18 protein-coding genes and 2 tRNA genes are annotated in these 22,785 nt (G+C 43.9%); 14 read left to right on the top strand and 6 right to left on the bottom strand.

The window, feature by feature from the left end:
* From V6M43_RS03555 to V6M43_RS03520, 8 genes are all read left to right on the top strand, one after another.
* Nucleotides 1-759 (top strand): 5'-nucleotidase, encoded by a 759-nt coding sequence (locus V6M43_RS03555; RefSeq protein WP_332732661.1) that lies wholly within the window; start codon nt 1-3, stop codon nt 757-759.
* The gene (locus V6M43_RS03550; protein WP_332732660.1) at nt 749-1,684 is read left to right on the top strand and encodes a metallophosphoesterase; all 936 of its coding nucleotides are present in this window, start codon (nt 749-751) and stop codon (nt 1,682-1,684) included. Before V6M43_RS03555 ends, V6M43_RS03550 begins: the two co-directional genes overlap by 11 nt.
* 136 nt (nt 1,685-1,820) lie before the next feature.
* The gene (gene dnaA, locus V6M43_RS03545) at nt 1,821-3,254 is read left to right on the top strand and encodes a chromosomal replication initiator protein DnaA (protein WP_332732659.1); all 1,434 of its coding nucleotides are present in this window, start codon (nt 1,821-1,823) and stop codon (nt 3,252-3,254) included.
* A 123-nt stretch (nt 3,255-3,377) separates the two neighbouring features.
* Nucleotides 3,378-3,471: transfer RNA gene (locus V6M43_RS03540), tRNA-Ser, on the top strand.
* Nucleotides 3,472-3,739: 268 nt separating this feature from the next.
* Complete coding sequence (locus V6M43_RS03535) at nt 3,740-4,321, top strand: DUF6088 family protein (protein WP_332732658.1); 582 nt, start codon at nt 3,740-3,742, stop codon at nt 4,319-4,321.
* Nucleotides 4,321-5,277: a nucleotidyl transferase AbiEii/AbiGii toxin family protein gene (locus tag V6M43_RS03530; protein WP_332732657.1), complete on the top strand. Its 957-nt coding sequence runs from the start codon at nt 4,321-4,323 to the stop codon at nt 5,275-5,277. The genes V6M43_RS03535 and V6M43_RS03530 overlap by 1 nt, the downstream gene beginning before the upstream one ends.
* Nucleotides 5,278-5,483: 206 nt before the next feature.
* On the top strand, nt 5,484-7,142 hold the full coding sequence (locus V6M43_RS03525; RefSeq protein WP_332732656.1) for a serine hydrolase: 1,659 nt from the start codon (nt 5,484-5,486) through the stop codon (nt 7,140-7,142).
* A 106-nt stretch (nt 7,143-7,248) separates the two neighbouring features.
* Entirely contained in the window at nt 7,249-7,473 is a 225-nt protein-coding gene (locus tag V6M43_RS03520) for a hypothetical protein (protein ID WP_332732655.1), read from the top strand.
* On the opposite strand, the gene V6M43_RS03515 is transcribed toward V6M43_RS03520, so the two are convergent.
* Nucleotides 7,463-8,020, bottom strand: coding sequence for a hypothetical protein (locus V6M43_RS03515; RefSeq protein WP_332732654.1), 558 nt, complete (start codon nt 8,018-8,020; stop codon nt 7,463-7,465). The two genes, V6M43_RS03520 and V6M43_RS03515, sit on opposite strands and share 11 nt — an antisense overlap.
* A gap of 140 nt (nt 8,021-8,160) precedes the next feature.
* Between V6M43_RS03515 and V6M43_RS03510 the strand changes: the two genes are divergently transcribed.
* A complete protein-coding gene (locus V6M43_RS03510; RefSeq protein WP_332732653.1) occupies nt 8,161-11,556 on the top strand; it encodes a DUF7133 domain-containing protein in 3,396 nt (1,131 codons plus the stop codon).
* Nucleotides 11,557-11,568: 12 nt separating this feature from the next.
* Here the strand turns inward: V6M43_RS03510 and V6M43_RS03505 are convergent, their stop codons facing one another.
* The 3 genes from V6M43_RS03505 to V6M43_RS03495 form a co-directional block, all read right to left on the bottom strand.
* Nucleotides 11,569-12,348: a hypothetical protein gene (locus V6M43_RS03505; RefSeq protein WP_332732652.1), complete on the bottom strand. Its 780-nt coding sequence runs from the start codon at nt 12,346-12,348 to the stop codon at nt 11,569-11,571.
* 362 nt (nt 12,349-12,710) lie between these two features.
* Nucleotides 12,711-13,544 carry an MBL fold metallo-hydrolase gene (locus V6M43_RS03500; RefSeq protein ID WP_332732651.1) on the bottom strand — a complete coding sequence of 278 codons (834 nt, stop codon included), beginning with the start codon at nt 13,542-13,544 and terminating at the stop codon, nt 12,711-12,713.
* 127 nt (nt 13,545-13,671) lie between these two features.
* Nucleotides 13,672-14,775, bottom strand: a complete 1,104-nt coding sequence (locus tag V6M43_RS03495) for a zinc-dependent alcohol dehydrogenase family protein (RefSeq protein WP_332732650.1) — start codon at nt 14,773-14,775, stop codon at nt 13,672-13,674.
* Nucleotides 14,776-14,895: 120 nt separating this feature from the next.
* Here V6M43_RS03495 and V6M43_RS03490 point away from each other — a divergent pair, with 120 nt between their 5' ends.
* Complete coding sequence (locus V6M43_RS03490) at nt 14,896-15,372, top strand: DinB family protein (RefSeq protein WP_332732649.1); 477 nt, start codon at nt 14,896-14,898, stop codon at nt 15,370-15,372.
* Between the two features lie 245 nt (nt 15,373-15,617).
* A complete protein-coding gene (locus V6M43_RS03485) occupies nt 15,618-16,640 on the top strand; it encodes an AAA family ATPase (RefSeq protein ID WP_332732648.1) in 1,023 nt (340 codons plus the stop codon).
* Nucleotides 16,641-16,644: 4 nt separating this feature from the next.
* Here V6M43_RS03485 and V6M43_RS03480 read toward each other — a convergent pair whose 3' ends face one another.
* Entirely contained in the window at nt 16,645-19,308 is a 2,664-nt protein-coding gene (locus tag V6M43_RS03480; RefSeq protein ID WP_332732647.1) for a S8 family peptidase, read from the bottom strand.
* Nucleotides 19,309-19,877: 569 nt separating this feature from the next.
* Nucleotides 19,878-20,783 (bottom strand): prohibitin family protein, encoded by a 906-nt coding sequence (locus V6M43_RS03475; RefSeq protein ID WP_332732646.1) that lies wholly within the window; start codon nt 20,781-20,783, stop codon nt 19,878-19,880.
* A 44-nt stretch (nt 20,784-20,827) separates the two neighbouring features.
* Here V6M43_RS03475 and V6M43_RS03470 point away from each other — a divergent pair, with 44 nt between their 5' ends.
* From V6M43_RS03470 to V6M43_RS03460, 3 genes are all read left to right on the top strand, one after another.
* Nucleotides 20,828-22,039: a nucleoside permease gene (locus V6M43_RS03470; RefSeq protein WP_332732645.1), complete on the top strand. Its 1,212-nt coding sequence runs from the start codon at nt 20,828-20,830 to the stop codon at nt 22,037-22,039.
* A gap of 12 nt (nt 22,040-22,051) precedes the next feature.
* Complete coding sequence (locus V6M43_RS03465) at nt 22,052-22,501, top strand: GreA/GreB family elongation factor (protein ID WP_332732644.1); 450 nt, start codon at nt 22,052-22,054, stop codon at nt 22,499-22,501.
* A gap of 96 nt (nt 22,502-22,597) precedes the next feature.
* Nucleotides 22,598-22,671: transfer RNA gene (locus V6M43_RS03460), tRNA-Pro, on the top strand.
* The last annotated feature ends 114 nt before the right edge of the window (nt 22,672-22,785 follow it).

Below are 22,785 nucleotides of genomic sequence, written 5' to 3'. Positions count from 1 at the left end.
ATGCAATATTCCCTTCGTAAGAAATTTATCGTTTATATAATGCCGTTGGCGGCAATCCTGGTTTCCTGTGGTACCTATTACCAGCCGGCCAGTGTTGCCTATGAAAAAGTGCAGGTAAAGCCTGCTGCCGGTAGTTCAAAAGATATGCAGCAGTTGCTGGAGCCTTATTCAGCTACAGTTGGACAAAGCATGAAAAAGGTTATCGGTCAGATGGGAGAAGTTCATGAGAAGGCATTGCCGCAGAGCAGGCTCGGCAATCTCATGACCGATGCGGTGAAAGCAGAAGCAACGCGACTATATGGAGTGCCCGTTGATGTTGCCTTTATCAATTATGGCGGCATCAGGGTTAACCAGATGCTTCCTGGCAATGTTCATCTTGGTAATATATATGAACTGATGCCATTCGACAACCTGCTTATTATTCAGAAGCTGCCGGGCACGGTATTTAAAGAGATGATGGACAATATCGCTAAGAGAAATGGATGGCCTGCCAGTGGTATCACCTATACAATTAAGGATAAGAAGGCAACAGATATAATGATCAATGGTCAGCCATTTGATGTTTCCAAAACATACGTGGTGGCCAATTCAGATTATGTTGCCAATGGTGGTGATGATATGGAAATGCTGAAAGCCATCCCACAGGAGAATAAAGGATATCTTGTAAGAGATGCGCTGATAAAATACTTCAGTGCATTTGCAGAGCGAGGAGAAAAAATTAATGGACCAGCGGAAACAAGGGTTAAATATGCTGACTAGAAGAAATTTCATACAGAAGACTGCACTCACGGCAGGAGCGCTGGTAGCGGGCAATTCATTAATGAATGAGGTGATGGCGGAAGAAGCATCGCAGCAGTTGGTGATACTGCATACCAATGATGTGCATAGCCGGCTGGAGCCATTCCCGATGGATGGCGGTCGCAACCAGGGCCTCGGGGGTGTAGCTGCGCGGGCTGAGCTGATAAAACAGGTGAGGGCAGAAGGAAAGCAGGTATTATTATTGGATGCCGGTGATATATTCCAGGGAACGCCCTATTTTAATTTCTATAAGGGTGAGCCGGAGATGAAAGCGATGGCAGCAATGGGATATGATGCCTGTACCATGGGCAATCATGATTTTGATGCGGGACTGGAGAACTTCGCCAATCAACTGACGCATGCGAATTTTCCTGTGCTGCTGAGTAATTATGATTTCCGCAATACACCGATGGAGAATAAGAGCATGCCTTATAAGATATTTAAGAAAGGTAAATTAAAAGTAGGTATAACGGGTGTAGGGATTGAGTTGAAAGGTCTTGTGCCCGAGAACTTATATGGTGCAACCGTATATCTCGACCCGGTGAAAGAGGCGACAAGGGTTGCGGAGCATCTTAAGAAGAAGGAGGGATGTGATATGGTGATCTGTTTGAGTCATCTTGGCGCTAAATACAGAGATAATAAAGTGAGTGATGAAGTGTTTGCGAAGGAGAGTGACCACATAGATTTAGTAATAGGCGGTCATACACATACGTTTTTTGATGCACCTGTTGTGTATAAAAATAAAAGTGGGGATGATGTGATAGTGAACCAGGTAGGTTGGGGTGGAATCGTTCTAGGCCGCATGGACTTTGCGTTTCAGCGGAATAAAAGAAAAAATTTGGAGGCTTCGCACACTGTTGTTATTGGCAAAAAAACAAGTGAGTAAAAAATTTTTTTTTCAACGAAAATATTTGATATTCGTCCCCCTACGTTACTTTTTTCTATAACATATTTTGTATGTTGTAGTAGATGAAATTCGGAGAAATAGTTTGCAACACATTATTAAAACTGCTCGTTCAGAAATGACCAAAACCTTAGATACAGTCTGGAATAGTTGTCTGGAGATCATCAAGGATATCGTGGAGTGGCAGCATTTCAAAACATGGTTCGAGCCAATTAAACCCGTTGAACTCAAGAGCACCGTATTAGTAATCCAGGTACCCAGCCAGTTTTTTTATGAGTATCTCGAAGAACATTACGTTAACCTGTTAGCAAAAACATTGCGCAGGGTTTTGGGTAAAGATGCGCAATTGGAATATCGGATCATGGTTGATAGTGGCAATCATAAGAATAAACCTTTGACGATGGACATACCCGCACACGGGTATAAAACTTATTCGAACAATGAGATGGACTTCCCGTTGGTGATCAGCAATCCGGTGAAGAATCCATTTGTTATTCCCGGTCTGAAAAAAATGCAGATCGATCCACAGTTGAATCCTATCTACACATTCGATGCCTATATAGAGGGTGATTGCAACAGGGTAGCCCGCAGGGCCGGTAAAACGGTTGCGGAGAAGCCTGGTGCCAATTCCTTTAATCCGCTGGTGATATATGGAGGGGTTGGATTGGGTAAGACGCATCTTGCTCAGGCCATCGGAAACGATGTAAAGCGATCCAATCCAAACAAGGTGGTATTGTATGTGAGCTCGGAGAAGTTCATCAACCAGTTTGTAGATCATAGCCGCAATAATGCCATCAATGATTTTATCCATTTCTACCAGTTGATAGATGTGCTCATCATTGATGATGTACAGTTCTTCAACCGGGCCGAGAAATCACAGGATGCATTCTTTGCCATCTTCAACCATCTTCACCAGAGTGGTAAGCAGCTGATTCTTACTTCAGATAAGAGTCCAAAGGATCTTGAAGGGGTACAGGAAAGATTGCTGAGCAGGTTCCGCTGGGGACTCTCTGCCGATCTTCAGGTACCTGATTATGAGACCCGTATAGATATACTGGAGCGGAAGATGAAGAATGACGGGCTGGATATGCCGAGGGAGGTAGTGAAGTACCTGGCCTATAATATCAACAGCAATGTGCGGGAGCTGGAAGGCGCGCTGATATCACTTTTGGCACAGTCTTCGCTTAACCGAAGGGAAATAGACCTAGACTTGGCCAAGAAAGTGCTCCGTAACTTCGTGAAGACCTCCTCCAAGGAAATCACCATTGAAGCCATTCAGAAGATGGTATGCGATTATTTCGATGTTCCCTACGATAAGTTATTGCAGAAGACCCGGAAGCGCGAGATCGTGCAGGCCCGCCAGATCACTATGTTCCTGGCAAAATCATTCACCAAGAATTCACTCAAAACAATCGGCGAGCATTTTGGCGGAAGGGATCATACAACAGTGATACATTCCTGCCAGACCGTCAAGGATCTTATGGATACAGACAATGTATTCAGGGAGAATGTGATGGAGCTGCAGCAGAAGGTACAGCTGGCGGCACTATAATTGCAAATACAACTCTCGGTATTTATAATGGTGCAGAGTACTAAAAATATAGCGTAAAATTTTGGGAGATAAATAGTTAAATCCCTATTTTTGCGCTCCCTTGAACCCGTTTCAAGGCAGGTAGGTGAGGTGCCTGAGTGGCCGAAAGGGCCGGTTTGCTAAACCGTTGTACGAGCTTAAACTTGTACCGAGGGTTCGAATCCCTCCCTCACCGCCAGCGACCGCCGAAGCTTTAGCGAAGGCGGTCATTGTTTATCAAACATATCTTCTTTAGAAAGCCTGCAATCAACTTGCAGGCTTACTCTTTTCTATACCCTTCTTCAGAAAAAGCTGATACATTTTAGTTTTAAGGCGTGGCATAATAATTCCGGCAGCTAATAATTGATAATCATTGAATTATCCAGCTTATCTGCATGAAACTTTAATGAAAAATCATTATTCTCTTCTTATTTTTGTACTTTTATGCAAGTAAAAAGTATGCTCCTATGGCGCAAGCAGATTTATTGAGGAAGAGACTAAAACCTGGACACGTGTATCGTCGGGAAGATTTGGAACAATATTCCACATCAATTGACCGTGACCTTAGCAGCCTGGTTGAGGAGGGTGTGCTTTTTAAAGCGGCTCGTGGAGTATATTATGTGCCACGAAAAACTGCATTTGGAATGGCTCCTCCCGATGATAAAGATTTAGTAAGTGGATTCTTAAAAGACAATCGGTTTCTTCTCACCTCAGCAAATGCATATAACAGTCTTGGAGTGGGTACTACCCAGCTATACAATGAGTATATAGTTTATAATCATAAGCGCCATGGTAATTTCAAACTCGGAAACCGTGTTTACAGTTTTAGAATGAAACCACATTTTCCAAAGGAGGTTACTAAAGTTTTTTTGCTGGTTGACCTGGTTAATAACCTGAATCAGCTTGCAGAAAATGAGAAGGATCTTTTAAAGCGTGTTGCAGAAAAAGCAAAAGAAATGGATGGTCCAAAATTAAGAACAGCTGTTCGGCTTTATGGTAATGTGCGCACCAAAAAATTGTTTTCATCCTTTTTGAAGAATGATTCCTGATGGCTTCCCTTTATCTGCACCAACATCCGGAATTCTCAGATTTGATAAGCATTGTTGCTCAGGCCAGAGGAATATTGCCAACGCTGGTAGAAAAGGATTATTGGATCATGCATGTATTGTATGGTCTAAAAAATCAGGGCTTCCAATTTGAACTTAAGGGTGGCACTTCATTATCAAAAGGTTTTGAGATCATACAGAGATTTTCTGAAGATATAGATATACATATACATCCATCGGCAGAGTTGAATGTTGAAATAAATCCAAGGAAAACAAAAGAACAGCATATTCTTTCCAGAAGAGATTTTTATGATTGGCTTGCAGCAAATATGCAGATTGAAGGAATTGTACAGGTAGAGCGGGATACAGTATTTGACAATGTTGATACATATCTCAGTGGGGGAATAAGACTTTATTATGATTCACACACTGTAACAATTGAAGGATTAAAGTCCGGAGTGTTGCTGGAGGCGGGTTTTGATACCGTCTCGCCTAATGTGGAACGAACCATATCATCATGGGCCCTTGATGTTGCCATTGAAAGGGAAGTACCCGGAATAATTAATAATAAGGCGACAGCAATTGCATGTTATCATCCGGGATATACTTTTGTTGAGAAACTCCAAACAATTGCCACAAAGTTTCGAAAAGAAAAAGAAGGTGCTGCTAAGCAGGTAAATTATATGCGTCAGTATTATGATATTTATTGCTTGTTAAATAATTCGGATGTGCAAAGTTTTATAGGAACCCCGGCATATGAAGCGCATAAACAAACTCGTTTTCCAAGAATTGATTTACAGGTTCCGCTTTCCCAGAATGAAGCTTTCCTGTTATCAGATCCTGCCGTTCATGAAGACTTTGTGAAACGCTATAACGCAACAAAGAATCTATATTACCATGGTCAACCTGATTTTGAGGTGGTGCTTGCCCGCATCAGGGAGAGTCTAAAAAGTCTCTAAATACAAATTTGCGGGATGATCTTTTTATACCATTTGGTAACTGGTGCTTCTCATCAAATAACTCACCCCATTTCATTCCGTTGTCCCGCAGTAGCGTCTTATTAATTCATACCCCTCAACCATCTATTCCTGATTCCATCCGGCAGTTGCTGTAATTACCTTGACATCATCAGGGAATTACATTTTTCATTTTAAACCCAACTGTCATGAAACAGGTAAATCTATTTGCAGGAAAACAGGCAATTGTTATCTTATTGCTCCTCGGTTTCCATTACACCATTTCCGGCCAGGGATTTTCGCCCGCTGCGCAGGCAAGGCTGCAGGAGGTGCTGGATGAATTTCAAAACAATCCCGACAATCCCTATGTAGGCGGAATAGCAGCCGCCATCAAAGTGGATGGCTTGGCATTGTGGCAGGGTAGCACTGGCTATGCTGCCAGAAATGTGGATGCGCAGAATAATCTGCAACCCGGTGGAACTGCATTTACTACTGCCACGCTTTCGCAGATCTACAGCGTCACCAAAACATTTACGTCGGCCCTGGTACTGGAGCTGGCAAATGAAGGGAGGCTGAGGCTCGATGACCCGGTCAGCAATTTCCTTCCACTGGCGCAGATCAATGCCGGACTCAATGCATCTGTAACCATCCGCCAATTACTGGCCCATGAAAGCGGTTATTCAGATTACACAGGTGAATTCCAGTTCCAACTAGCGGTCGCCTTCCAGCCCCAACACGTGTGGACGCCCTTTGAAATACTCTATTTTGTTCACCAGGTAAAACAGCCCGGCCTTGATAGAACTTATTCAAGCACCAATTATGTTACCCTGGGAGCAATTGTAGAAATTGTTACCGGAAAATCACTGGAGCAGCATTATCGCGAAAGATTTTTTACTCCGCTTCAATTGGGTTCCATGTACCTGGGCGTGAAAGAGCCACAACCGGCAGGAACCTTACTGGCATCCCCACACGATAATATAAGTGCCTTCAATCCCATCTTCCAGCTTACAGGGCAGCCAACTTTCCCCAATGCATACACGAATATTTCAAGGTTCCCCATGACGGGGATCGTGTCTGCCGCATTTGCTGGCGGCGGTATAGTTTCCAATATTTCAGACCTGGCGGAATGGGGGAATGCATTATTCAGCGGGAGGGCTACCAGTAAAGCCACGCTCGAACAGATGCTGAATTCAATTTCTGCCGTGGGCGATGATGAAGGAGATAAACTTGGCTATGGCATCTGGCAAAGTACCAAAATGAGTGCGGAAGAAAAATTCATTGGTCATGATGGCAATGCGCCTGGCTATCGCTCCGTGATGTTTTATCAACCTGATAAAAAACTAACCCTGGTGATCCTTACCAATTATCATGGAGCTGATATCTATGCGCTGGCCAGAGCCTTGTATGCCGCGGTACCAGCATTTACCTGCGGCAATGAAAACATAAAGGAGGAAAAGATCAGGATTTGTTTCAATGGAAATGATCTTTGTGTAGACCGCTCAGCTGCTGATGGCTTTATAGCAAAAGGCGCTGTACTTGGCAATTGTCCGGAGGTTCTTACCAAGGCGGTAAAGGAGATGCCTGTACAGGAAAGCAATTCAGGGTTCAGTATTTCACCCAACCCTGTAACTACAACCTCCCGCATACATTTCAGGATGGCGGAAGCAGGACGAGTAGTGATGAAGGTGTATAATTTATCGGGACAGGCAATCGCAACACTGGCTGATGGAATGTATGCACCCGGAATGCATACCATCAACTGGAATGGAAGGGATAATAAGCAACAGTACCTGCCGGCAGGAATCTATTTATGCCAGCTGCAAAATGGAAAGAAGGTGGAGACCAAAAAGATCAGTGTTGTAAGATGAATTAAAACGAGAGCTTGCAATTTTATTGCAGGCTCTCTGCATTTTCAGGTGTTTTTACCGTTTAGTTATTCACCCAAAAAAGGGTAAATTTGAATAAATCCTCCATATGGACAGTTCAGCTTTACGTGATAAATTGCATCATTACATTGATGTTGCCGATGAGCAAAAGCTCCAGGCAATATATGTATTGCTGGAAAATGAAATTGATTGGAGCTATACTTCCAAAGATATTGCCTTACTACATCACAGAAGGCAACAACATTTACAAGGCCTGAGTAAATCGTTTACGATCGAAGAATCTCTTGAGGCCATAAGACCTATCACTGATTAATAATCATCTCCTTTTTATTCATCTTGTTGAAAAGCTCCGTCGCCGTTTCCGGACTTATATATTCCAGTAAAACTGCAGCATATTCTACCGGTCTGCCCTGCTCATCTTTTTTTATGATGGAGAGGCCTCCAAGCAGCCATTGTTTCCTGGAGAAAAGTCGCGCCAGGTAAACTCTCCCTGCTTCATAGCGAGCTGTATGGTATAAGCGCTGGTACATGGTGTGGAACCGGTGTTCACCAGTATCGATATAGAGCAGGGAGGCGCGGTTCATTCTTAGGGGAGTTTTTAACCAGCGAACAGGTTTGCCATCTTCATAAAACTCGGCCCGTCCCAAAGGATGCAGGGCTTCGTTTAATATGATCAATGCTGCTTTATTCCTAAGGAGATTTTTATCAAGTGAGACCGTGAAAGCAGGTGGACATTCATCCAGCGATAAGCCCTGGTAGATAATAACCGAACTATCAATGGTGGAACTATCTTTTTGCTGTGCTCTCAATTCAGTGGCAATTAACAAGAGAGAAATGACCACTGACAGGTATTTTCTCATGATCGATTTTGAAGAAAAGGTAAGCCATGTACTAACCCTAAAATATGACCTGGGTCAGCTAAAAGGAGGACTGTGGTTGCCCAGTCCGGAAAAAAAGTATAAATTATACACTTATTCCATCAAGCAAACAAACTGCCATTATGAGATCCGGATTACTATCCATCATTCTATTTGCATCACTGTCTATTGTCTCCTGCCGCGATGAAGCGCCGGTTGTTCAAACTGCCCAATATGATACGGCGTATACCGCGCGATTTGCTGACTCAGTTGGGAATGTCATCAAGCCCCAACTCGAAGAGGGACTATCCATTAGCTTATGGGGAATAGATTCACTCGTTGTATCGCCTATCGCCATTGATATTGATGACCAGGGCAGGCTCTATTACAATAAAACAAACCGCCAGGTCAATTCCGAGTTTGATATCCGCGGGCACCGCGACTGGGAGATCGCTTCCATCAGTCTGCAAACGGTGGAGGATAAACGAAAATTCCTGCGCACAGAACTCGCCCCTGAGAACAGCCATAAGAATGAATGGCTTACCGATGTGAATGGTGACAGCTCCCGCGACTGGCGCGATATGACTGTGGAGCGTGAAAATGTTTTCAGGCTCGAGGATATGAATGGTGATGGTGTTGCCGATCGCTCGCAGCTGGTGGTGGATGATTTTCATGATGAGGTAACCGATGTTGGTGGTGGCGTGCTGGCCGATGGTGATGATCTCTATGTTGCTGTGGCACCGGATCTCTGGCGCATGCGCGATAAAAACGGTGATGGCATCGCCGATGAAAAAACATCCATCTCCACGGGCTATGGAATACATATAGGATTCAGCGGGCATGGGATGTCGGGCGTGGAAATGGGTCCGGATGGAAAGATCTACTGGCAGATCGGTGATATCGGATTTAATGGCCAGGGACCTGATGGACAGAAATGGGAGTATCCCAACAGTGGCGTGATAGCGCGCTCCAATCCGGATGGATCTGATTTTGAAATATTTGCTGCCGGCTTAAGAAATACACATGAGTTTGCCTTTGATGAATATGGCAATTTGATCAGTGAGGACAATGATGGCGATCATGCGGGCGAGAAAGAAAGACTGGTATATATAGTGAATGGTTCTGATGCGGGATGGCGAGCCAACTGGCAATATGGTAAGTACAATGATCCGCTGAACAATAGTTATAAAGTGTGGATGGATGAAAAAATGTACCTGCCAAGGTTTGAGGGACAGGCAGCCTATATCACTCCCTGCATCAGTAATTATGTTAGCGGTCCGGCGGGATTTGTTTACAATCCGGGTACAGCGATGGGCCCTGCTTACAAGAATCATTTTTTTGTGGCCGAGTTTGTAGGCAATGCCGCCAGCTCGGGCGTGCATAGTTTTACGCTGAAGCCAAAAGGTGCCAGTTTTGAATTGGGAGAAACAAAGAAGATCGCAAGTGGCATATTACCAACGGGATTGGATTTTGGTCCGGATGGCGCACTCTATGTGGCCGACTGGATCGATGGATGGGGGACAGGTGTGTTTGGAAGGATCTGGAAACTGGATGATAAGAGTGGTGCAGCATCAGCGGCGAGGAAGCTCACCAAAACCTTGCTGGCAGCAGATTTCAGTGATTATAAAGCAGAGCAGTTGGGCGAATTACTCGCCAATGAAGATATGCGTGTAAGGATGAAGGCACAGTTTGCATTGGCGAAAAAAGGCAATGCCTCAGCAGAGATTTTCAAAAAATACCTGCAGCAAAAAAGCAGTCAGCTTGCCCGGGTGCATGCCATCTGGGGTATCAGCCAGCTTGCAAGAAAAGATGCAGCGCAGGCAGCCATATTATTACCCTATTTAACTGATGCGGATGATGAGATCAGGGCACAGGTAGCAAAATGGCTGGGCGATATCCGTTATAAGCCAGCGGGAGAAAAGTTGTTGCCGTTGTTGAAAGATTCGTTTAGTCGTGCCCGTTTCTTTGCGGCCGAAGCTCTGGGCCGCATCGCCTATGAGCCTGCCGTCCAGCCGATCATTGAAATGCTGAAAGCAAACAATGATGAGGATGCCTATTTAAGACATGCAGGAAGTCTGGCTTTATCACGCATTGGTAAGGCTGAGCCCATCATCGCACTCGCAAAAGACAGTTCCCGTGCACTTCGCATAGCCGCGGTAGTTGCCCTTCGGCGTATGAGCTATCCCGGTATAGCAACATTCCTTTCCGATAAAGATGAATTTGTGGTAACAGAAACGGCGAGAGCCATCAATGATGATCTCTCCATTGTGGCAGCACTACCGGCATTGGGAAATCTGTTAAATACAACTGGATTTAAGAATGAAGCCCTCACGCGCAGAATGATCAATGCCAACCTGAGGGTGGGAACAGACGCTGCTTTGCAGAACCTGGTGAACTATGCAGCGGGGGAGGCAAACCCTGCACCCATGCGGATCGAAGCCATTTCGGCAATCGGCACCTGGGTAAAACCATCCGTGCTTGATCGTGTTGATGGAAGGCTCAGGGGAAAGATAGAAAGAGACTCTGCCAAGACAAAACCTGTGGTAGAAAAAACGCTGATCAATTTACTTGGTCATCGTGATGAGCAGATCAGGATCGGAACAATAAAATCAATCAGCAGGCTGGGTATCAAAACAGCAGAGCCCAACCTGCTTGCACTGTTGAAAAAAGATAGCAAGCCAGCTGTAAGAAAAGCATCACTGGAAGCAATGGCCGATATGAAATATACAGAGGTTGGATTGGCCATCAAGCAGGCGCTATCCGATAAAGAAAAAATGGTACGCATCACGGGTATTGATCTGCTGGGAAAAACAGAACTCCCCACCGCCATGATGGTTGAATTACTGGCAGGTGTTATCGATACAAAATCAGCGGAAGAAAAGCAGGCAGCATTGCTGACGCTGGGTAAATTACCGGTAGGTGATACGAAAGCTGTATTTGATAAGCAGCTCGCAAAAATGGAAGCGGGGAAATTGAGTCCGGAGGTATATATAGAATTATCCGAAGCCATTGACAGTTCACATTCAGCTGAATTAAAAGACCGCTATGCAGCTATCAGCAAGAAGTTATCGCCCGATGAATTGACTGCCTCTTATGCGGGTAGTCTGATGGGAGGGAATGCAGAGCAGGGGGGAAGGATATTTTTCAGGAGCCAGAGTGCCATGTGTATGAAATGTCATGCCTATGATGATTACGGCGGCAATGCCGGACCGAAGTTAAATGGGATAGCCAGCAAGCTCAGCAGGCAGCAGTTGCTTGAGGCGCTGATCAATCCAAGTGCGCGTATTGCTCCGGGTTATGGAGCGGTAACATTGAAGATGAAAGATGGCAGTTCTGTGTCGGGGATATTGATGGAAGAAAATGCGAAGAGCCTGGTGATCAAATCAGGTGATAGCGGCAACGCAACCATTGCGAAAGATAAGGTGGAAACCCGCACCAATGCTGCCTCCAGCATGCCGGAGTTAAGATATGTGCTGAGCAAAAAAGAGATACGTGACCTGGTGAGTTTCCTGTCGACGTTGAAAGAGAATAAAGGTTAAAGAGAATAAGGTTTAAAAAGAATCGGAGCCAGGTTCAATTTTTCGCGCCTTCACGCGGACTCTTGTATCTGGCTTTGGTTTTTCCATCTCCTCATATATGTCTGCCTCATCTCTTTCCTTTGCAAGAGCTGCATCTTCTTCATCGAGTGTATCAACCTGCATGATGCGCATGGCATTGCATCGCATTAAAGGGTCGTGTATATTATCCTTGCCCTGGCAATGCGCGAGGCAGAGCATGAAGAATCTTGTATCCTTCGGGAGGTCAAAGAAGAAATCGATTACCATATCCTTTGCTGTATAGTGCAGCCATTCACTTTCCTGGGAAAAATGAACAGGTTTTTTTACATTATATTGCCAGCAGATCAGCACCAGTTTATAAGAGTAACAGTTGGTATCATGTCGCATGGCCATATTAGCAAAGGCATTTGCCATAACGTTAACCTCTAACCGTTTCTTTTTCAGTATGCGCGCTGTTATTTGGGTATCGCCCAATGCAGTGAGCGGGTAACGGGGATGGATATCCATTCCCCTTAATCGCCTGTAGAGCAGGAAGGGATTGTTGAGCGGTTCTTTGCGCATCTTCGCCTGTGTACGCTGGTAAAAGTTGGAGACCTTATAATGTTCACCGTGACCTTCAAGTATGCGGTTTAAATCAGCAGCCAGATTATTGATAAGGACGGTGCGCGAAGTTTGCTTTTCAAAATCGGGGTTCCTGGAAATTTTGGAAGATTTGTTGGGGCGGCGGGGTTTTCTATTTGGCGGATCGAATGGGTCAAAATCTTTTTTTGCCATCTGCAATAAATTTATTATATTATGACACGGTAAATTGAAAATAATAAAAAAGGATAATATAATCTACTGATCCTTGCCGAATTTAGTCTGAGTTATTCCCGATGGCTCCCTGATATTTACCTGACATTTCCTGATCTCCACCTGACTTTTCCTGACTTATCCCGACTTTTCCTGATTCATCCTGATTCATCCCGACAATCATCTACTTCAGTCATACTTCAGCCATACCTCAGGCATACCTCAGGCGGCTCAGAGAAGGCTTAGCGTCGGCTTTTGCTCGGCTTTTAGTCGGCTTCTAGTCGGCCTAGTTGACCGCTCAAAGACGCTTCCAGCTATACTCAAACCGCATGGCGCTCATATAATTAAAGAGATAACTGCAACTGGGTGGAAGGCACCCTCCTCGCCGGAACCGTCGCTTTGATATTTTCGGCCGCACTTATCCGGTAAACGGGCGTCTCCACATGCCGGGAGGCCACCACAATCTGGATACCATTGGCCTGGGACTCAAAAAGTTCCTTTACCAATTCGGGACAATTATTATTCTGCGAAAGATGGGAGAGAAAAAGATGGCTCATAAAAGCTGGCCGACAAGCCAGGAAAAGTTCCATCGCCTGCTTATTGGAAAGATGTCCCAGTCCACCCCTGATCCGGTTTTTCAGGTGCCATGGATAACTGCATTTCTCCAGCATGGCCTCATCATAATTCGATTCGAGGAAGGCGGCATGACAGTTACTGAAATGATGGGTGAGGGAATCGCAGGGGCGGCCGATATCGGTGAATACTCCCACTCGTGTACCGCCATGTTCAATAACAAAACTATAAGGGTCGGCGGCATCATGGTGTTTGCGGAAAGCATGGATCACCATCTTGCCGATGGCAACAGGACTGGCGTCACAGAAATCGTTCACCAGTTCATGGGCAATGAATAATCGCCCGTTTTGCATGGTGCCCTGGTTGATGTAAACAGGAAGGGAGAACTTTTTAGAGAGGATCGTTAATCCCCTTATATGATCAGAATGCTCATGTGAAATGAAAATGGCCCGCACCTTATTAATGTCGAGCGCAGCGCGCTGCATGCGTTTGAGGATCTCCTTGCAGCTAATGCCGGCATCAACCAGGATGGCATCTTCATCGTTGCCGATGTAGTAGCAGTTGCCGTTGCTTCCGGAATTAAGTGAACTAACGTAAAGTGACATGCAGGCTGAAAATTATGCACGAAAATACAGGAATGAAAATGAATGTACACCCAAGAAACCTGGAGTACCTACAGGCAAAAAAAAGCAGGCGAAATAGCCTGCTTTATTTTAATGCCTCTGCTTAAACTTACGCCGTAGTAAGCGCTTCTTTTTCGCTCCAGACATTCTTTAGTACCGGTGAAGCTTCCACATCAATGATCACTTTGATGGCCTTTTCCTTACCAGCATCACCAAACACTTTATAAGCTTCCAGCATATCATCCAGTACAAAGTGGTGGGTAATCAGTTTATTGGGTTGCAACTTGCCGGAGCTGACCGTCTTCAGCAGCATGGGGGTAGTATTGGTACTTACCAGGCCGGTGGTGAGGGTGATATTACGTATCCACAGGTCCTGCAGTTGCAGATCAACGCTGTGCCCGTGAACCCCTACCACGGCAATATTGCCACCCGGACGGATAATTTTCTGGCAGAAGTTAAAAGTATCGGGAATGCCGACAGCTTCAATAGCCACGTCTACTCCATCTTTGGTGGAAGACATGATCCTTTCCACAACATTATCTCTGGCGGAGTTGATGGTTTCGGTGGCCCCGAATTTTCTGGCCATATCGAGCCGGTTATCGTCGAGGTCGATCATGATGATACGAGAGGGAGAATAAAACTGGGCGGTGAGTAAAGCGGCCATCCCGATTGGACCAGATCCCACGATTGCGACTGTATCGCCGGGTTTAACGCGCCCGTTTATGACACCGATCTCGTAACCGGTGGGCAGGATATCACTTAACATCACCAGGGCTTCTTCATCCGAACCCTCAGGAATATGGTGCAGGCTATTGTCTGCATGGGGGATGCTGACGTATTCTGCCTGGGTTCCATTTATGAGATGGCCCAGGATCCATCCGCCATCTTCGCAGTGGGCGTATAATCCCCGCTTGCAATATTCGCAGGTACCATCGGATGTGATGCAGGAAATGATAACATGGTCACCTTTTTTAAAATTACGAACGGATCCACCCACTTCCTCCACAATACCTACCCCTTCGTGGCCCAGGATGGTGCCGGGTTTAACGGTTGGAACTTTACCTTTTATGATGCCAAGATCAGTACCGCAGATGGTGGTCTTCAGGATTCTGACAAGTGCGTCGGTTGGCTTGTTGATAACGGGAACAGGAACCTCTTTGTATTCAATATTACCGTCACCAAAATATACAAGCGCTTTCATTGTTTCTTTCATGATGAATGATTTAATAACTCTTTAAGGTAGCGAAAGGAATATGTCCGGCAGATGAGGGAAGTCAAGGCGGGAGATGATAGTTTTCATGGTTGAAGTCGAAAAAAGCACGAAATTAAAGGGATGAAAGAAGTTCAACGATTGAAGTTACGCATGCAGGAAATGTTTGACGGCGAACCCTGGCTGGATCTAAGCCTGGTGCCGGTTTTAAGGCAGGTGTCTGCAGGCCTGGCGGCCAAAAAGATCAGGGCCGACCGGAATTCTATCTGGGAGATCGTGAATCATCTCGCGGCATGGAAAGAATCGGTGCTGCGCCGATTAACGGTGGGAAAAGAAACCACGCCCGATCATAATTTTTTCCTGCCAGTAGAAAATAAATCGGATGCAGCCTGGGAGGCATCGCTCAATGCATTTCAGCAGGCACATGAAAAGTGGATGAAGTTTTTGGAAGAACTTGATGATAACGACCTCGACAGAATTTATGCAGGCAATGCACAGAGCTGGCATTACCATATAGAGGGTATGATACAGCACGATGCCTATCATCTCGGGCAGATTGTATTGCTCACAAAACTGTTGCCAACTGATGACCAGATTTAAGAAAGATCACAAACCATAATTCTATTTATATGAGCAAGAAAATTTTAATGCTGACCTTCAAGAACATCACAAAAGAATTTTTCAAAAATGAGATTACTCAGAATTATTACTAAATTACTAATTATATTAGTTTTGATATTTTAGCTTTGAAAAAGAAACGATAATCAGATTATAAAAATCAGTTGACAAGAGTATGCAACGAGATTCCCGATTAGTTTGCTATTTTCGTTTCACTTACACAAACAATGGCTCAATCTGATCTTATAAAAGATATTGCAAAATTTGGCTTGGAAAACGACCAGGTAAACCTTTTAAAATCACTGGCCGAACTGATTGAATATTTTAAGCAACATAAAAAAGTCAACTTTGCAATACAATTGCAATCATTGCTGAAAGATGCTCTTCGTTACCAGGATGCTCCGGGCTTAGTTCCTGTTGGTTCCCCCAAACATCTGCTTCGCGAATCTGATAAGGATTATGACGAGTTTATCATCGAAAAACTCACCTCTGATTACAATTTCGATAATTTAGTATGTTCCGAAACGGTTCGTGATGAATTAACTCTATTTGTTGAAGAGCATAGGTCTATAAAGCTATTAAATCATTACGATCTGCCGGTTTCTAACAAAGTTATTTTTCATGGGCCATCAGGTTGTGGAAAAACTTTAGCAGCTTATGTATTGGCCGGTGAGTTAAACAAGATGATGATCGTAGTCAATCTTGGCGCTATAGTTTCATCTAGACTTGGTGAAACCTCCAAGAACTTAGCAAAGATATTTCGTAGAGCAGCCTCTGAAGAATGCATAATCTTTATTGATGAATTTGACAGCTTGGGAAAGGTCAGAGATTACAGCCAAGATCATGGCGAAATGAAAAGAGTAGTTAACACTATTTTACAATTATTTGATTATCTCCCACAAGACAGTTTAGTGATTGCTGCTACCAATCAAATTGATATGATAGATGAAGCGCTATTACGCCGATTTGATTTACAGGTGAAAATGGACCCACCCGATGAAGCACACATTCGAAAAATCATTCAGAAAACGCTTATGACTGACCGTTTTCGTCTAGACAATCAAAGAAAGTTGAGTACTATCATCCGTTTGTGCAATGGCTTGTCCTATTACACAATTCAGAGAACTTTAATTACCGCTATTAAAAGGAGTCTTTTCAAAGCAAAAGATAAAAAAGGTAAGCCAAATATAAGCACCGATATCTGGAAAGATCTTGTGATTAAAGAAAAAAAGGCAATTCAAAAAGCTTGATCTCTTAGACTTCTGCTTCAAGGTCTTCTGCCTCCAGATCACTCGTTGAAAGCGCTTCTAATTCATTGCAGCTTTTCAATTCTTCATATAAATCATAGGTACTAAGTTCGTCATTTTCTTTTTCACTGATATTAAGGGCAATAGAAAAGGGGTGGGATGAAGAAATGAGGGCTTGTTCTAAAGGAAGGTCAACGTCCTTTTTATAAGTACAACGCACAACAATAGATAATTGGTTCTCAATTTTTTCCAACTCCGTGGCAGTAATTTTCAATGATAGTTGCTGGGTATTAGCAAATGGTTTACTCGATGGTGGGTAAAAATCCTCCGACCAACTTTCAAGGTTCTTCTTGATGCCAAGGGCTTCTTTTTTTGCTTTTGAAATCTTCTTTTGCGATTTTAAATTACCTATGTGTTTTATGAAATAATTGTGATCCCTATCAGCTATAATTTCGGCCGTTGAAACAGGATTGTTTTTTTCAGCACTTCTAATAAAGTTGAAACTGATGTGAAGGGGGTTATAACCGAGATGGTTATTCCAAACTGGTGGAAATTTATAACAAAGCGTCCCTTTTAGTTCTACAATATATCTTTTCTTGCTGTAATCCTTTAAGTAATTTGGTAAATTCAAATTCACGACCTTATGAGAGTTGATCACAATCGTGTCTTGAATAACCAAAGTAACTGATTTGGAAGTTGAATACAATGCCTTTGAAATGTCTGGCATTCCATAGCCAACTATGCGGTGGTATATATCTTCGCTGCTTATCTTTTCATTGATTTGTCGAACTTCATGTTTTGATAACTCAGTATACATTTTCTTGAATTTCACTTGTGCATATTCATCTTTAAGGCTTAATACAAGGTCATCTAAAAAACTCTCATCAAGTAGTTTTGTTGCACTATTAATGATTAATGCTTTTACTGATTGCATATTTAGACTTGGGTAAATTTCCAATATTTTCGCGGCAAGATTGGCAGCTAAGGGTGTGGCTAGGCTCGTGCCAGAGTCTTTAATATAAAAATCTCCCTGATCTCCAAAACCCAAAACCTGCATGGCTGCAGCATGCGCTAGTAGGTCACCACCAGGCATTACTATATCCGGTTTATTGATATTGTAGTTGACTTGGGATCGTTTAAACTCTGTGTTATTAATTTTCTTGGTATAATCGATATTGTGTTTTCGAGTATAATAAGCTGGTAGCTCTTTAAACGGTGCAAGGCCTACCGCCTGTCCAGGAGCCAAATTATCTGCAATTGCTCCAACGGTTATGTTATTAAAACTTTCGGCAGGCATGCAAAGGTTCATTGCTTCACAAACATGGCAGTCAGATTGTTTATTTGGATTGTAAAAATGTAAAGGATACACATGGAAGTCAAGATGCAGGCCGGCACGTACATGTTGTTGCATAGCCTCAATATCTTGTTTGTCAAGATTTCCTGTTGATATAAATAACAAGATATCATTTTCATAGGCCAGCTTGTCCAATAGATACGCAAACTCTGTGACTCCTTCATTATACATTTTACCTGGCCCTGTCACTGATAAATTAAATATTTTTACACCAAGGCGGATAGCACTATTTAGGGCTGTTTCAATGTCATAAATATTAAAGTTTCCTTGATTAAAGTTGAGAATCTTGATCGGGACAATAAGTGCATCACTTGTAAAATCATTTGTAGCCGTGTCAAAAAAACTAACACCCATCGCGGCAAGCGAGGCTACAATTGTGCCATGTGGATGAGAGGCTTGCAACGGGTTAGGACTTTGCTTATTTGTGATATCTAAATTGTGATTTTCAATGATATTTTCTAATGGTGTAATCGGCCTTACTCCATTATCTAAAACACCAATTTTAATGCTAGTTCGAGGTGGCCTAATACGTAGGTCCCAAGTTAAATCAGGTACATTGAATGAATTAGGTCGTATGGTTGGCGTCCTCAAGCTTTGCACTTTGATAAAAATGTCAAAGTTGCGGACAATAGTACGTATTTGATCATTAGTTATGTGCTTTATCTCAATTGTACTCACATTATCAGTTGCAATTTCGATTCGTCGATCATCAGTAGAAAGGGTATTTACATAATTCTTAAGTTCCTGAAGAATTTTCTGAAAAGAAGAGGCAATTGTTTCATCTTTTTTCACTAAGGAGAATATTACATCTCCTTCCGGCTGTCCAACAATGATGCGTTCACTTGAAAGAAATTTAAAATCATAGAGCAGGGTAATTATAGAATATTCGGTACCATGAGGAATATTGATATCCGGACTGTCGATAAACTTCATCAGGAGGGATACGAAAAAGGCAAACTTGGTGTGATCAGCTATAGCGAAATAAACTGTCTGATTAAAGTTAGCATATGCAGCAGGTACTAGCCCAAACTCATTTCGAAATCTAGTTTTGGTTTTAAACTCATCACTATTATTGAATACTACAAAAAAATCGATCCGGATATAATCAATATGATTGGGGATGGAAAGTGTTCTTTCCTTAATTCGGGCAATCAGTTGTGCTGAAAATTGGGTAAGAGAGTTGCGCAGCCGTTGCTTTTGTTGCCGATAAGCCTGGGGTAATGGTAAAATGTCTTCTGGTTGACTCTCAAATCCTCTACTGGCATCAAATTTTAGTTTTTCGCCACGTGGATTATTTAAAAGGAAATGCGTTTTCATCGACTAATCATGTAAGTTAGAGTTTCATAAAAGCAAGTCAACCTTCGATCTTCACCTTATTACAACATTCAGGGCGGGGTGAACTGCAGTAGCAAAGTAAGGGAAATTCTGAATTTAGGCAGATGTGAAAAAAATATTTGTAAAAGCAATCATCCAACCAGGGAGGGGATTTTTTTTCTACAAAAAAAATTGATATTGTTGTTCATCTGGTATTTGATGGATAATCATAAGAAAAAAATTACCAACGTTTAGAAACAGTCAGAAACAGGAAGCAAGTGCTGTTGATATGAAAAAGCATTCCATTGCAAGCAGCAGAACAAAAGATAAAGGTGAGATGTGTCAGTATTAGCTCTATAGGTATAATAATGGTAGGATTTAAAGAAATTGACTAATCACCAGCCAATCTATCAAAGTAGCCTTACTTCGCTGAAATGTAGGCCTGGTAATGATTTCAGAAGGCCACAAAATAAGATCCAGGAATATTTCCATTTTATCTAATAAAGCTTACCATTCCAACTGCGGGGGTACAATTAATATAATGTGAATAGCATTAACGGTAATTAGTGATTTTAATTTTTACTGTCGAGTATGACGGGTGTATTTCCTTTGCCCATAATGATCACTTTTGCATTCTGTGATTTGGCGATCTCCAGTTGAGCCTTGATGCTTTCGTATTGCAGTTGCCTGTCGGTCAGGCTTTCACTGATGATACGCTGGTAGTCGGAGATACCCTGGGCCTCCACGCGTTTGCGCTCAGCTTCCTGTCTTTCTTTCTGTAGCACGAACTGCATTTTCTGAGCATCCTGTTCAGCGTTGATCTTTTGTTCGATGGTAGCCTTTACTGATTGAGGGAGGGTGATATTGCGCACCAGCAGGTTTTCGAGCAACAGACCTCTTTTTTTGAAATCCGTTTCGATGGTCTTGAAGATGCGTTGCTGGAATTCATCGCGCTTGGTGGAGTAGAGGGCAACGGCATCATAATAGACGGCGTTATCGCGGATACGGGTACGCGTTATAGGGCGAACGATCTTGTCTTCATAGTCGGCTCCGGTTTCCTGCAGCAGCATGGGCGCGTCAACAGGAATCACGCGGTAGAGCACGGAGAGGTCGATGGTAACTTCCAGTCCATCGGCAGTGAGTACACGAATGGCATCATCGCCCGGCTTCTGCGCTTCATCCTGGATGCCGCTCATAGTATAGTTGAGGGTCTTCACATCCAGTCTTTCTATCTCCATGAGTGGATTGATAAAATGAAGTCCGCTGGTGAGTACATCCTTCTGCACTTTACCGAAAAGTTTTTTAACGCCAATTTGTCCCACCCCGATCTGGATGATACAGGAGGTGATGATACCAATAACAAAAAGTCCGAGGGCAATGGATCTTAGGGTGCCAGCAAAGCGGCGGATGGGTTCTTCACTTTTAGCGATGCCGAAGGAGGCGAGGAAGAGGATGACCCCGATAATTATAAGTGTCATAATGCATGAATTTAATTTTTATATTTCCATTTCGAAATTATTATATGAAAAGATCAATCGGGGCCAGTCTGGCCATCATGATGTTCCTGCAATATTTTACCTGGAGTGCATGGTATGTAACGATGGGCACTTATATGAAAAGCAATCTGGGTTCATCGGATGTGCAGATCGGTGCGGCCTTTAGTGCGCTGGCCATCGCCACGATGATATCCCCCTTTTTTGTAGGCATGGTGGCAGACAGGTTTTTTGCTGCGCAGCGCATCATGGGGGTGCTGCACCTGGTGGGGGCGGGGCTGTTGGTACTGGCCACACAGGTGAGTGGCAATACTGCGTTTTATTGGGTGATACTGGTGTATTCATTGATGTATATGCCCACTATTGCGCTGAGTAATAATGTTGCCTTTACGCAGATGACGGATCCGGGAAAACAGTTTCCCTGGATCAGGGTATTTGGAACGGTGGGATGGATTGTGGCGGGACTGCTGGTAGGCAATCTCGGCATTGAGAAAAGCGCCAATACATTTTTTTTAGCGGCCATGTGTTCGGCGGCATTGGGACTCTATAGTTTTTTCCTTCCCGATACGCCGGCCAAGGGGAAAGGTGTTGCGGTAAGTGGCGCCCGGGCGTTGGGCAGTGATGCCTTTGTGTTGTTTAAGGATAAGCCCTATTTGGTATTCTTTATAGCGGCGGTGCTGGTATGTATTCCGCTGGCCTTTTATTATGGATTTGCGAATCCGTTTTTGAATGAGATCGGCATGACCAATTCGGCGGGTAAGATGATATTGGGGCAGGTATCGGAGGGACTGTTTATACTGGCGATACCGTTTCTGATAAACCGGATCGGGGTGAAGTATATGCTGATGATCGGCATCATTGCGTGGATCGTTCGATATGTATTATTTGCCTATGGCTATGGCGACCCCAATAGCTGGATGTTGTATACCGGTATTATACTACACGGCGTATGTTATGATTTCTTTTTTGTGACGGGCTATATGTATTCGGAGAAGAAGGCGGGGGAGAAGATCAAGAATTCGGCGCAGGGGTTGTTCACTTTTGCGACCTATGGGTTAGGCATGTTTATAGGAACCTGGTTTTCGGGATTTGTGGCGTCCTACTACCAGCAGGGGGCGGGGCACGACTGGAGGAGTATCTGGCTGGTGCCGGCGGCTATTGCTTTTGCGGTGCTGGTTTATTTCCTGCTCTTTTTCAGGGAGAAGAAAGTTCCTGAGGCTGTTGCGGTGGAGGAAGTTTAAGCTGCTTTCGCCATGCATAATAAGGAAACCATATACAGGGCATTTCTGCAATTGATAAGGGAGAAGGTTGCGGGTCTTCAGACCATATTGGCCGATCTGCGCGAGAGTGCGAGCAATGAAACCAAGAGTACTGCCGGCGATAAACATGAGACGGCGTTGGCGATGCTGCAGATAGAGCAGGAGAATACGAGGAGGCAACTGGCCGAGGCGATGGAGCAGTTATCGGTGATGGAGAAACTGGATTATTGGCATGGGGGAGAGAAGGTGGGGAAGGGGAGTTTGGTGAGGACGGATAGGGGGATGTTCTTTGTGGCGGCGGCGGTGGGGAAGATTAGAATTGCCGAAGTAACCATCGTATCTATTTCGCCTCACTCTCCTTTAGGCAAGGCTTTGATGGGTAAGGGAGTTGGGGATAAAGTAGAAGTTAACAAGTTGGAGTACAGTATAATATCGGTTGAGTAGGGCTGCAAAAATGGTTTCAGATTTTTTTTGGATGAATGGGCTGAAACCCTACCTTTGCAACCTCTTAGAAGGAGACCAACAACTGCTTCTGGGGTCCGGGAAGTAGCGCAGGCCGGTAGCGCACCTGGTTTGGGACCAGGGGGTCGCAGGTTCGAATCCTGTCTTCCCGACATCGATAATCAAGCAGTTACGCATAGTAACTGCTTTTTTTTATGTGCTATATTTTGTGCGATATGTACCAAGAAAATAGCTTGTTCCCAAGCGAGTCATTGTGCGATACTGCC

This window comes from Flavihumibacter sp., from assembly GCF_036676075.1.
In the GTDB taxonomy this organism is placed as follows: Bacteria; Bacteroidota; Bacteroidia; order Chitinophagales; family Chitinophagaceae; genus Flavihumibacter.
Note: the sequence above shows the minus strand (reverse complement) of the source record. Positions and strands in the feature narration are given on the sequence as shown.